Here is a 12,392-nt window from a genome sequence, read left to right on the forward strand (position 1 = left end):
GTGGCGCTATCGCCACACCCTGTGAAATGCGATCGCAAAATCGCCCGAACATACTTGACTCAAATAGTCATATTTGTGAGGCGGGGCTGCACTCGAAAAAGGAGATACGAATGGGGTCGCAGTCACTGGTTCGCCGGCTTGAGATTTTGACGCTTGGAAGCGCGCTCGGATTCTTGCCGATGTCGGTTGTTGCGAACGCCCAGGACGGCAACGGCACGCTGCTCGAAAAGATCACGCTCGAGTCCGAGAGCGGCGATACGTTGAAACAGAATGGCTATGTCGCCAAACAGGATCGCGACGGCACCAAGGTCGACACGCCGATCGTGCAGATCCCGCAAGCGATCACGGTCATCACGCAAGATCAGATCGAAGACCAGAAACCACGCTCGCTCAACGAAGCGCTGAACTATACCGCCAGCGCCAATCCCAATGCCTATGGTTTCGACAGCCGCTACGACGCGTTTTTCCTGCGGGGCTTCCAGGCCTATTACAACGGCATGTTCCGCGATGGATTGCGCCAGTACAACGGCCCGTCCGCCTGGTTCAAGACCGAGCCTTACGGCATCGAAGGCGTTACCATCTTGAAGGGTCCCGCATCGTCGCTATACGGAGTCAGCGGCCCAGGCGGCATCGTCAACGTCATCACCAAGCGCCCGAAGGACGAGAATTTCCGGGAGATCGAAGTGCTCGGCGGCGAGTACAACCGCTACCAAGGTGCGTTCGATATCACCGGTCCGGCGAATGAAGACAAAAGCCTGCTCTACCGCTTCACCGGACTGGCTCGCAAAAGCGAGACGGAATTGCCTGGTTATCCGGACGATAAAGCTTATTTCGCGCCCGCATTCACCTTCAAGCCCGACGAAGACACCAAGCTCACCATCCTTGGCGAACTGTCGCGTTCGGTTACCGGCGGCACGGCCTCCTTCTACAATCCTTCATACGGTGCGCGCTCCGATCTCTATGAAGGAGACCCCGCCTGGAATGATTTCAGCCAGAACCAAGGCCGCATCGGCTACGAATTCGAACATCGCTTCAACGACCTGCTGACGGTACGCCAAAACCTTCGCTACAACGCCGTCGACAGCGACATGGAATACAGCCTCCACTATGCGCCTGGGCCGGACCAGCCGCTGGAGCGCTATTGGGGCCACTACAAGGAGGACATGAAGAACTTCGTCGTCGACAACATGGCGCAGTTCACCTTCGACACGGGCCCCATCAAGCACACTGCCGTTGCCGGCCTGGATTACAGCTGGGCTCGCTACGGCTCCTACAGCGCAACCTCTCTTGTTTCGGCCGCCGACGTCGCCAACCAGCCGGTGCCCTTTACACGTGGGCAGGAGTTGAACCAGACCGGCGTCTATGTGCACGACCAGATGGAATGGAACAACTTCACCCTGTTCGCGTCGGGCCGCTATGACTGGGTCGACACCGCCTCCACCGATGCGGAATACAACAAGAGCAAGCAGCGGGACCGCGACTTCTCCTGGCGGCTCGGTCTCTCCTATCGCACCGACTGGGGGATCATCCCTTATGCGAATTACTCGACCTCGTTCTCGCCCAACATCGGTTATGTCTACGACCCCGTGACCAACATCCGCCGCGTAGCGCGGGCCACGACAGCCGAGCAGATGGAAGTCGGCGTCAAATACGAGATCCCGGATACCAACGCTGTTCTCAGCGCTGCTTATTTCGACATCAGCCAGACGGATGGTCTCGTCTATGACGGCACCTTCGATGAGCAGGGCAACCAGCGCCAGCGCCAGCTCGACCTCAATTCGCGCGGCATTGAACTGGAGGCGAATGCTTCCTTCGACAACGGCTTCGGCTTGATCGCTTCCTACACCCATCTGCGCATGAAGATCGAAAAGGGCGCCGAAGGAACGATCGGCAAGGAATTGTCGGCCACACCGAACGACGTGCTGGCGCTGTGGGGGCACTACAAGTTCGAGGCTGACGCCTTGGCGGGGCTCGGTCTCGGCGCTGGTGTCCGTTATTCCAGCGAGAGCTATGGTGACGACACCAACAGCTTCAAGAATGCCGCCCGCACCTATGTCGATGCCGCGTTGTCCTATGATTTCGGCTATCGCAATCCCGACCTGCAGGGCCTGACGCTGCAGGTGAACGCCAAGAACCTGTTCAACAAGCAGGGCACCATCTGCCAGGCCGGCAGCTGCTACCGCGACGAAGGTCGCTCCGTATTCGGCAGCTTGAGGTATCGTTTCTGATGCACGGCACGGCCTCAAAGAAAGCGGCATCGCCGCTTGCCGTCCTGACGGCGGTTGGCGGACTTTACGTCGCCCAGAGCGTGATCGGCGGTATCACCTGGATCGGCCTGCCGGCCATCATGCGCAGCGAAGGCGTGCCGCTCGATCGCATCGGGCTGGTTTCGCTGATCGTGTTGCCCTGGGCGCTGAAGTTCCTGTGGTCGCCGGCGGTGGAACGCTATCGTCTCCCGGCGAACGGCCGCAATCGCACCTCAACCATCGTTTTTGCCGGTGGTATCATTTCGGCGATCGGCTTGTTCGCAGTCGGTGCGATCGGCCCTACGGCGGTGCTCCCGGTGCTTGCCCTGCTGACCGCCGTTGCCTTTGCAGCTTCGACCGTCGACATCGCATGCGACGGTTATGCCGTGCAGAGCCTCGCCAAGGAGTATCACGGCTGGGGCAATGCCGCGCAGGTCGGCGGCGCCTATCTGGGCTCTGCCCTCGGCGGTGGCCTGTTCCTGATGCTGGTCGATGTCTCAGGCTGGCAGATCGGCATCTGGGCGATGGCGGCACTGTTGTTGCTGCTCGGCCTGCCGTTTCTGGTTGCGCCCACGCCGATCATGCCGGACGAAGCGCGCGGTCACATGCCTTCGCTGCTCACCGCATTGAAGCGACCGGAAATCCGGCGTGGTCTCGCAGCCGCTGCGATCTATGTGGTCGCGCAGAAAGTGGCGCTGGGCATGCTGGGACCATTCCTCATAGACGCCGGACTGGATCTGACCGCCGTCGGTCTGATCAACGGTATCGGCTCGATGTTTGTCGGCGTCGCCGCGGCTCTTCTCGGCGGTGCGCTCGTGAAGTCTTGGGGCATGCGCAACGTGCTGGTGCTGGCACTGGCACTCCAGGCGGCAGGTCTGTTCTTCTTTGCCTGCTATGCTCTGATCGGCGGTATTTCCCAGACTGTGCTGATCGTGGTGGCTGTTTTTGCCTCTTCAGGCGTCATGGCGCTTGGCTTCGTAGCGCTCTATGCGCAGTTCATGCGCTGGTCCGATCCGAGGCAGGCCGGCGTGGACTTCACGCTGTTCCAGTGCATGGACGCGTTGGTCGGTATGGCGGGCGGCGTGATTGCCGGCTATGCCGCGCAATATTTCGGCTACGGGATCTTCTTCGCAGCCGCCGGGGTCATCGCTTTGGCGGCCATTCCGGCGATTTCGCGGGTCTCCGACCAGCGATGAGAGGAGGCTACAGCAATTCCAGCAAAAGTGCGCAGCGGTTTCGCGTCTGGGATTGCGGCAAACGAAGAATTGGGGCGTTTCCGTGAAAACGGAAACGCTCTAATCCTCGCCTCCCACGCCTTCCTCACCCGACGTTCCGCGGCGCCAGTAGGCGACGATCAGTTGACGGTCTTTCTTCAAGCCCCATTCCTTGCGCACGATCCGACGAAGCTCGCGGAAATCGCCGAACTCGCAGCCCGCCCAGACGAAGACGTCATCGGCCAACGAAGCCTGGTCGAGGCCCTTGAGTGCTTGCGAAAGCAGGTTGGTGGTGCCGGGCTCACGGCCATTCCTATACAGCCAGTTGATCTTGATATTGTCCCCTTCGGCCAAGGGAAGCGCGTCGGCGGGACTGTCGACCTCGATGAAGACGTCTGCGCGGCTTTCGGGCGCGAGGTTGTCCAGCGTGCGGCCGATTGCCGGCAGTGCCGTATCGTCCCCGAAAAGCAGGAGATTGCGCTGGTCGGACGCATCGCCGCCGCCTGGGCCGAACAGGCCGATGACCTCTCCGGCCTTCGCGTTGGTGGCAAAGGTAGCGGCGGGCGTATGGTCACCCTCGTGCAGGACGAAGTCGACATCGAACCAGCCGGCGACGGGATCGATTGCGCGGATGGTGTAGACCCGCACCGTCAGCGCATCGTCACCTGATGGCCAAACGATCATGCCGTCGCTGCCCATCGTCGGCCACACCGGCTTGCGGCCTTTGGGCGGCAACAGCAGGCGCACATGCAGGCCCCCACTGGTGAAACGGGCAAGATTGTCGCCGGTGAAACGCACACGCTGCATATGTGGCGAGATGCGGGTGGATGACTGCACCGTGACTTCGCGGAAGAACACCGGGGTACCGGCATCGGCTCCGTCGCCCTTCCAGCGAAGGCCGCGGGTCGTGCCGAGGAACTCGACGATGTGCCCGGCGACTGCCATCTTCATATAGGACAGGCAGGTCTCGTCTTCAGCAAAGACGCGGATCAATACGGTCCGGCCTTCCAGCATCGCGCTGAGCGAGCCGTAATATGTGCTGTATTCCCATTGATGTTCGACACCGGTCTCGACCGCATATTCCTCATGCTCGGCATGGAATCTTTCCATGGCAACGCGGATGTTGTCATCCTCGACGAGAGTTTCGGCAGTGAGTTGGCTCATGATCGACTTGTCCATTCGAATGCAGCGACGCGCCAGGCCGTTGCGCTATTCGCATCAGCCGAACAGGTTCTCCCATGCCACAGTCCCGGACAGGTTTCCAGTAAACTTGATTATTAAATTCATATTTATGATTGCCAGCCAATCGGCACGCGGCTAACCCGGAGCTAGAACTGCACCGCGGTGGTGTTGCCGCCGCACACAAGCACCGCCACCCGCTCGCCCGGAGCGGGCTGGTATTTGCCGGAAAGCATGGCGCCGAAGGCGGCAGCGCCGCCCGGTTCCGCGACAACCCGCACCGTGTCCCACAAGGCCTTTTGCGCGGCAACGATGTCGTTGTCGCTGACCAGAATCGAACGTTCGATGTAGCTCTGCGCGATCGGGAACATCAGCGAGCCGACACGCTTTGGCGCCAGCGAATCTGCCGCCACGCCTTCGGTCGGCGCATCGACCGGCTCGCCGGCGGCAAAGGCATAGTGCAGGGTCGGCGACCCTTCCGGTTCGACTGCGACGATGCGGATGCGTCCAGCCAGCCAGGCGGCCACGCCGCCAATCAGGCCGCCACCGCCGACGGCGACCAGCAGCGTGTCGATGTCGGGCAGGTCCTGTTCGATCTCCAGGCCAAGCGTGCCCTGGCCGAGCAGCGTTTCGACCTGCTCGAATGCATGCACGGAAAGCGCGCCGGTTCGGGCAACATGGACCTCGCTGGCCGCGAGCGCATCGGCATAACGGTCGCCGGCGATCACCAGCTCGGCACCATAGCCGCGAATGCGGTCGGTCTTCGCCTTTGGCGACACGCTGGGCACGAAGATCGTAGCAGGAACGCCAAGGCGCATGGCGGCATAAGCAACGGCTGCGCCGTGATTGCCGCCCGATGCCGCGACCACCCCAGCCTTCGGGATGTCGCGTTGCAGGAGATTGGAAAAGGCGCCGCGTGCCTTGAAGGAACCGGAATGCTGCAGGCATTCGAGCTTCAATTGCACCGGTAACGCAGCGTGGCCGAAGTCGACCATGTCGACCGACAGTACGGGAGTGCGCCTGATATGCGGCCTGATCAGCGTCTCGGTCCGGCTGATGCGGTCGGGCGTGATCTGGGTTTCGGCTGACATCGAGGGCTCCGGCATTCTGCTGTTGACATCAATTAGTAACTTGGCAAAATGCCTAAATGCAAGAGGCTGAAATCTTCAAGGCAATCGCCAATCCGCGCAGGCTGCAGATCCTCGACTGGTTGAAGGATCCGACGGCGCATTTCCCGCCCCAGGTGGACGGCGATCTGGTCAAGGATGGCGTCTGTGCGCTGCTGATAGCCGACAAGCTCGGCGTCACGCCCGCTACGCTCAGTGAGCATATGCGCGTGCTTTCCCTGGCCGGGCTGGTGCGCTCAAAGCGCATCAAGCAGTGGATCTTCTACCAGCGCGACGAGGACAGGATCGGCGCAGTGAAGGCCATGGTGCAGGAGTGCCTGTGAGACAGTTGCTAGGCTAACCAGTCCGGGATCGTGTCTAGGCCGATCAAATCCTCATAGCTGCGGCGTGGACGCACCACCGCAAAACGATCACCGTCTACCAGCACTTCCGGAACAAGCAGTCGCGTGTTGTAGGTGCTGGATTGGGTTGCGCCATAGGCGCCGGCGGTGCCGATGGCGATCAAGTCGCCGCTCTTCGGTTTCGGCAGGTCGCGGTCGTGACCCAGGTAGTCGCCGGTCTCGCAGACGGGACCCACCACGTCGGCGCGGATGCGCGGTCCGTCGGGCGAACCCAATCGCACCGGGCGAATGTCATGATAGGCGTCGTAAAGCGTCGGGCGGATCAGGTCGTTCATCGCGGCGTCGATGATGACGAAGTTCTTTGCCTCGGCTTCCTTGAGGTAGATCACCTCAGCCACCAGGATGCCGGCATTGCCGACGATCAGTCGCCCGGGTTCGAAGATCACCTTCAGCCCCAGTCCGCCGACATGCTTCTTCACGATGCCTGCATAGGCATCGGGCAACGGCGGCGGGTTGTTGTCGGTCTTGTATGGAATGCCCAGGCCGCCGCCGAGATCGATATGTTCGATGGCGTGACCATCGGCGCGTAGCGTCATGGCCAGTTCGGCAAGCAGCCGATAGGCATCGTCGAACGGCTGCAACTCGGTGATCTGGCTGCCGATATGGGTGTCGATGCCGATCGCCTTGATGCCCGGCAGTTCGGCCATACGCTTATAGACCTCGCGCGCCCGCTGCCACGGCACGCCGAACTTGTTCTCCGCCTTGCCGGTGGAGATCTTCTTGTGGGTCCTGGCGTCGACGTCCGGATTGACGCGCAGAGACACCGGCGCTGTTTTCCCAGCCGCCACGGCGCGTGCTGACAACAATTCCAACTCCGGCTCGGACTCGACGTTGAAGCAATGGATGCCGGCAGCGAGCGCGAAATCCATTTCGCGCGCGGTCTTCCCGACACCGGAAAAAACGATCTTATCGGCGGGAATGCCGGCCGCCAGTGCCCGGCGCAATTCGCCTTCCGAAACCACATCGGCGCCCGCGCCAAGCTTTGCCAGCGTGCGCAATACTGCCTGGTTGGAATTTGCCTTCGGGGAATAGCAGACCAATGCGTCGAGTTCGGCGAAAGCTTCAGAGAAGACGCGGAAATGGCGCGTCAGCGTCGCGGTGGAATAGCAATAGAACGGCGTGCCGACGCTTGCTGCGATGGCGGGTATTGCGACGTCCTCGGCATGCAGGATGCCGTCACGATATTCGAAATGGTTCACGAGAAATTCGTCCGGAAGGCTACTGGATCAGCTTGTCGAGAATGAACGGCTTATCCGTTTCCGGTCTCGTCGGTTCCGGCGGCAAGGGCTCCTTGGCCTTGGCGGCGTCCTTGCGTGCCTGCACGGCGGCTTCATAGGGCGTATCAAGGCCAGCACGTCGTCCGCAGGCCGTCACTGCCGTCACCGCCGCCAGAACCGTCAGCGTCACCAGTATTCTGCCTGCCGTCATCGTTGTTTCCGTCCGTGCGTTTCGAGCTGTCGCTTGTAGCGGAGTTTGTTAGGCATTGCATCCGGCATCAAGCCTTGGCGAGGCGCTTTTTCCAGTAACGGATCTGCTTGCGCACTTCCGATGGCGCGGTGCCGCCGAACGAGGTGCGGCTCTTGACCGAATTCTGAACAGACAGAACCGAGAAAATATCCTGGCTGATGCCTTCGTGGATCGACTGCAGGTCTTCCAGCGTCAGTTTTTCCAGGCCGACCTTCTTGTTCTCGGCAAGCGCTACCGCACGGCCGGTGACGTGGTGTGCTTCGCGGAAGGGCAGGCCAAGCGTGCGCACCAGCCAATCGGCAAGGTCGGTGGCCGTCGAATAGCCCGAGCCGGCGGCCTTCTTCATCGCCGCCACGTTGATCGTCATGTCGCCTACCATGCCGGTCATGGCTGCAAGCATCAGGTCGAGGGTTTCGGCTGCGTCGAAGACGGCTTCCTTGTCCTCCTGCATGTCCTTGGAATAGGTCAGCGGCAGGCCTTTCATGACGGTAAGCAGGCCGATGAGATGGCCGCTGACACGGCCGGTCTTGGCGCGCACCAGTTCGGCAGCGTCAGGGTTCTTCTTCTGCGGCATGATCGAAGAGCCGGTCGAGAAGGAATCCGACAGGCGTACGAAGCCGAATTGCGGTGTCGACCAGATGACGATTTCTTCCGCCAAGCGCGACAGATGGGTCGCCGAGATCGCTGCCACCGACAGAAACTCCAGCGCGTAGTCGCGGTCTGAAACGCTGTCGAGCGAATTGCGGGTCGGTTCGCGGAAGCCGAGCGCCCTGGCCGTCTGGTGACGGTCGATCGGGAAGCCAGTGCCGGCAAGGGCAGCCGCGCCCAGCGGGCTCTCGTCCATACGCTGGATCGCGTCGCGAACGCGCGACAAATCGCGGGCGAACATCTCGACATAGGCGAGGCAATGGTGTCCGAAGGTCACCGGTTGCGCCGTCTGCAGATGGGTGAATCCAGGCATGACGGTGGCGGCATGTTCCTCGGCTCGCACCAGGAAAGCGGCAATAAGTCCTCTCAGCGCTTCGGCCACACGGTGGAACTCGTCCTTGACCCAGAGCCGGAAGTCGAGCGCGACCTGATCGTTGCGCGAACGCGCGGTGTGCAGGCGCCCGGCTGCAGGACCGATCAATTCGGCCAAGCGGGCTTCCACATTCATGTGGATGTCTTCCAGCCGGGTCGAGAATTCGAACTGTCCTACCTCGATCTCTTTCAAAATCGTGTTCAGGCCGTGAGCGATCTTCTGTTGATCATCCGCCGAAATAATGCCTGTTTCGGCCAGCATTTCGCTGTGGGCGATCGAGCCGCGGATGTCCTGGGCGTAGAGCTTGCGATCGAATGAGATGGACGCGTTGATCGCTTCCATGATCGCAGCCGGGCCCGAGGCAAATCGTCCGCCCCACATCTGGTTGCTGGCCTTCTTGTCGCTCATCGCTATAACCCGATCCCCGGAGACATTTGGACATGGCAGACGGCAAGAAATTCTTTCCCGCCCCACGGCTGATCCTCGCCGCGGTTGTCGCCGGCGTGCTGGCTGGCGCGGTCGCGGTATATGTCAGGGAGAGCGGGTCTGGCAACAACACGCCTGTGCCGGCGGCTACGGCGTCCGCAAGCAAGGACGACGCGTTCTGTGCTGCCAAGACCGAGCGCGCCAAGAAGGTGGCGGCCGCCGCGACGGGCCAGGTCGCAGCGCTTCTGCCGGCCGATCCGCCGCAATCGTTGAAGGGGCTCGCCTTCAACGGACCGGACGGCAAGCCGATGACGCTGGCAGATCGCGCCGGAAAGACCGTACTGGTCAACCTCTGGGCGACCTGGTGTGCACCATGCCGCGCCGAAATGCCGGCGCTCGATGCGCTGCAGAAGGAGAAGGGTTCTGACAGGTTCGAGGTGATGACAGTCAATGTCGATATCGGCGACGATGCCAAACCGAAGGCCTTCCTCGATGAAATCGGCGTGAAGTCGCTGGCTCATTATCGCGACGCTTCAATGGACGTATTCAATGACCTGAAGAAACGGGGATTGGCACTCGGCTTGCCGGTGACACTTCTCGTCGACGGCGAGGGTTGCCTGATCGGCCATATGAACGGTCCCGCCGAATGGGCCGGCGATGACGCGAAGCGCCTGGTGGATACGGCGCTGGCTAATTAAAGCGCCTTTCCGAAGAGCTGCGGGCTTCCCAACCAGGCGCCGGATGAGGACTGCCGGCTAACGAATCTTGTGCAATTCGAAAGTCAGTCGCAAGCCAAACGATGCTACGATAGTCGCACTCGAAACAAAAACGTTGTCGGCTCATCGTATTCGACCCATACTCGCGCCGCGGGCTTAATCGGCCGCCAACGGATAACGGGAGAGAAACATGTCGTTTCGCGGTCTTGCGGCCGGGGTCGCCGCTACATTCGTCCTCTGCACCACCACTTCGGCTTTCGCGGTCACGCAGATCAGCTGGTGGCATGCCATGACCGGCGCCAACGCCGAAGTCGTCGACAAGATCGCCAAGGATTTCAACGCCAGCCAGAAGGACTATGAGCTGGTTCCGGTGTTCAAGGGCACCTATCCGGAAGCGTTGAATGCCGGTATTGCGGCTTTCCGGGCCAAGCAGGCGCCGGACATCCTGCAGGTGTTCGATGTCGGAACCGGTGTGATGATGGCTGCTGAAGGCGCGGTGAAGCCGGTGGCTGATGTGCTGACCGAATCAGGCGCACAGTTCGACAAGGGCCAGTATCTGCCGGGCATTGTCGCCTATTATTCGAAGCCCGACGGCACGATGCTGTCCTTCCCCTACAATTCCTCCTCGCCGATCCTCTACTACAACAAGGACATTTTCCAGAAGGCGGGGCTGGACGTTAACACGCCGCCCAAGACCTGGAACGAGGTCTGGGAGGCGGCCAAGAAGATCAAGTCGAGCGGCGCAGCCGCCTGCGGCTACACGTCAACCTGGCTGACCTGGATTCATACCGAAAACTTCGCGGCGTGGAACAATGTGTCGTGGGCGACACAGCAGAACGGTCTTGGCGGGGGTGACGTCGAACTGAAGATCAACGCGCCGCTCTACGTCAATCACTTCCAGGCGCTAGCCGATCTTGCCAAGGACGGCACCTTCAAATATGGCGGCCGCACCTCGGAGGCCAAGCAGCTCTTCCTTGCAGGCGAATGCGGCATCCTCACCGAATCTTCGGGCGGTCTCGGTGACATTGTCAAATCAGGCATGAACTACGGTATCGGTCAGCTGCCCTATGACAGCGATGCGCCGGGCGCTCCGCAAAACACCACGCCCGGCGGCGCCAGCCTGTGGGTTTTCGGCGGCAAATCCGAAGAACAATACAAGGGCGTAGCGGCCTTCTTCAGCTATCTGTCGAAGACGGAAGTGCAGGAATATCTGCATCAGAAATCCGGCTATCTGCCGGTGACGCTGGCTGCCTATGAAGCAACCAAGAAGTCTGGCTTCTATGAAAAGAACCCGGGCCGCGAAACGCCGATCCTGCAGATGATGGGCAAAGCGCCGACCGACAATTCCAAGGGCGTGCGCCTTCCGAACCTGCCGCAGGTACGCGATATCCAGAACGAGGAATATGAGAAGATGCTGGCCGGTCAGCAGACCGCACAGCAGGCACTCGACAATGCGGTCTCGCGCGGCAACGCCGCCATCAAGGAAGCGTTGGGGAATTGATGAGCGCCGGCGTACTCTCCCCCCTCGAGGGGGAGATGGCCGCGCAGCGGCCAGAGGCGGTCCAAGCGGGCGCGCGCAGACTTTGTTTCAAAGTGAGCGAACGGGCGGTTCTTCTTGACAGGACCCCCGCCGCCGCCCTTGGCGACACCTCCCCCTCAAGGGAGGAAAGGCTGCCATGACCCCCCGCGTCGTCTTCCCGAATAAGCTGCTGCCTTATCTTCTGGTGGCGCCGCAGCTCGCGATCACACTGGTGTTCTTCTACTGGCCTGCGGCGCAGGCGCTCTACCAGTCGATGCTCAAGGAGGACCCCTTCGGCCTGAAGTCGAAATTCGTCTGGTTCGACAATTTCAAAAAGGTGCTGGCCGACCCGAACTACCTGCATTCGATCAAGGTCACGGTGGTCTTTTCGGTGGCGACCGCAGCGGTCGCCATGATCGTCGCCCTCCTGCTTGCGGTGATGGCCGAAAAAGTGGTGCGCAGCAAAGGCTTCTATCGCACGCTTCTGATCTGGCCCTACGCGGTGGCTCCGGCCATCGCCGGCATGCTGTTTCTTTTCCTGTTCAACCCGTCGATCGGTTCGCTGGCGATCCTGCTGCGCAAGATGGGTATTGCCTGGGATCCCGTGCTCAACGGCACCGACGCGATGGTCCTGCTGGTCGCCGCCGCCGCCTGGAAGCAGATCAGCTATAACTTCCTGTTCTTCGTCGCTGGCCTGCAGGCGATCCCGAAGACGCTGATCGAGGCCGCGGCGATCGACGGCGCCAGAGAGGCGAAACGCTTCTGGACGATCGTCTTTCCGCTGCTCGCACCGACCACCTTCTTCCTGCTGGTCATCAACACGACCTATGCCTTCTTCGACACGTTCGGCATCGTTCACGCCGTCACTGGCGGCGGCCCCGGCAAAGCGACGGAGACGCTGGTCTACAAGGTCTACAATGATGGCTTCGTCAATCTGATCCTCGGGTCTTCAGCCGCACAGTCGGTCATCCTGATGATCATCGTCATCGCGCTCACCGCCATCCAGTTCCGCTACGTGGAGAGGAAGGTGCACTATGGCTGAGCCGAAGGCGCCCGGCAGCGGGCATGACAAGCTG

The 12,392-nt window shown here is 61.1% G+C and carries 11 protein-coding genes; 6 read left to right on the forward strand and 5 right to left on the reverse strand.

Annotation, left to right across the window (positions count from 1 at the left end):
• The first annotated feature begins 179 nt into the window (after positions 1-179).
• A complete protein-coding gene (locus L4923_RS05505; protein WP_239362643.1) occupies positions 180-2,228 on the forward strand; it encodes a TonB-dependent siderophore receptor in 2,049 nt (682 codons plus the stop codon).
• On the forward strand, positions 2,228-3,442 hold the full coding sequence (locus L4923_RS05510; protein ID WP_239362644.1) for an MFS transporter: 1,215 nt from the start codon (positions 2,228-2,230) through the stop codon (positions 3,440-3,442). The genes L4923_RS05505 and L4923_RS05510 overlap by 1 nt, the downstream gene beginning before the upstream one ends.
• 99 nt (positions 3,443-3,541) lie before the next feature.
• Here L4923_RS05510 and L4923_RS05515 read toward each other — a convergent pair whose 3' ends face one another.
• A complete protein-coding gene (locus tag L4923_RS05515; RefSeq protein ID WP_239362645.1) occupies positions 3,542-4,624 on the reverse strand; it encodes a siderophore-interacting protein in 1,083 nt (360 codons plus the stop codon).
• 164 nt (positions 4,625-4,788) lie between these two features.
• Positions 4,789-5,730 (reverse strand): threonine/serine dehydratase, encoded by a 942-nt coding sequence (locus tag L4923_RS05520; RefSeq protein ID WP_239362646.1) that lies wholly within the window; start codon positions 5,728-5,730, stop codon positions 4,789-4,791.
• 56 nt (positions 5,731-5,786) lie between these two features.
• On the opposite strand from L4923_RS05520, the gene L4923_RS05525 reads away from it, so the two are divergent.
• Positions 5,787-6,089, forward strand: a complete 303-nt coding sequence (locus tag L4923_RS05525) for an ArsR/SmtB family transcription factor (RefSeq protein ID WP_239362649.1) — start codon at positions 5,787-5,789, stop codon at positions 6,087-6,089.
• A gap of 8 nt (positions 6,090-6,097) precedes the next feature.
• Here L4923_RS05525 and lysA read toward each other — a convergent pair whose 3' ends face one another.
• The 3 genes from lysA to argH form a co-directional block, all read right to left on the reverse strand.
• Entirely contained in the window at positions 6,098-7,366 is a 1,269-nt protein-coding gene (gene lysA / locus L4923_RS05530; RefSeq protein ID WP_239362651.1) for a diaminopimelate decarboxylase, read from the reverse strand.
• Between the two features lie 19 nt (positions 7,367-7,385).
• On the reverse strand, positions 7,386-7,595 hold the full coding sequence (locus L4923_RS05535) for a hypothetical protein (RefSeq protein ID WP_239362652.1): 210 nt from the start codon (positions 7,593-7,595) through the stop codon (positions 7,386-7,388).
• Positions 7,596-7,662: 67 nt separating this feature from the next.
• A complete protein-coding gene (gene argH / locus L4923_RS05540) occupies positions 7,663-9,063 on the reverse strand; it encodes an argininosuccinate lyase (protein WP_239362653.1) in 1,401 nt (466 codons plus the stop codon).
• Between the two features lie 32 nt (positions 9,064-9,095).
• On the opposite strand from argH, the gene tlpA reads away from it, so the two are divergent.
• From tlpA to ugpA, 3 genes are all read left to right on the forward strand, one after another.
• On the forward strand, positions 9,096-9,779 hold the full coding sequence (gene tlpA / locus L4923_RS05545; RefSeq protein WP_239362654.1) for a thiol:disulfide interchange protein TlpA: 684 nt from the start codon (positions 9,096-9,098) through the stop codon (positions 9,777-9,779).
• A 208-nt stretch (positions 9,780-9,987) separates the two neighbouring features.
• Positions 9,988-11,298, forward strand: a complete 1,311-nt coding sequence (ugpB, locus tag L4923_RS05550; RefSeq protein ID WP_239362655.1) for a sn-glycerol-3-phosphate ABC transporter substrate-binding protein UgpB — start codon at positions 9,988-9,990, stop codon at positions 11,296-11,298.
• A 175-nt stretch (positions 11,299-11,473) separates the two neighbouring features.
• Complete coding sequence (ugpA, locus tag L4923_RS05555) at positions 11,474-12,358, forward strand: sn-glycerol-3-phosphate ABC transporter permease UgpA (RefSeq protein ID WP_239362656.1); 885 nt, start codon at positions 11,474-11,476, stop codon at positions 12,356-12,358.
• The last annotated feature ends 34 nt before the right edge of the window (positions 12,359-12,392 follow it).

Origin of the sequence: Terribium retamae (genome assembly GCF_022347545.1) — a bacterium.
Taxonomy (GTDB): Bacteria; Pseudomonadota; Alphaproteobacteria; order Rhizobiales; family Rhizobiaceae; genus Mesorhizobium; species Mesorhizobium retamae.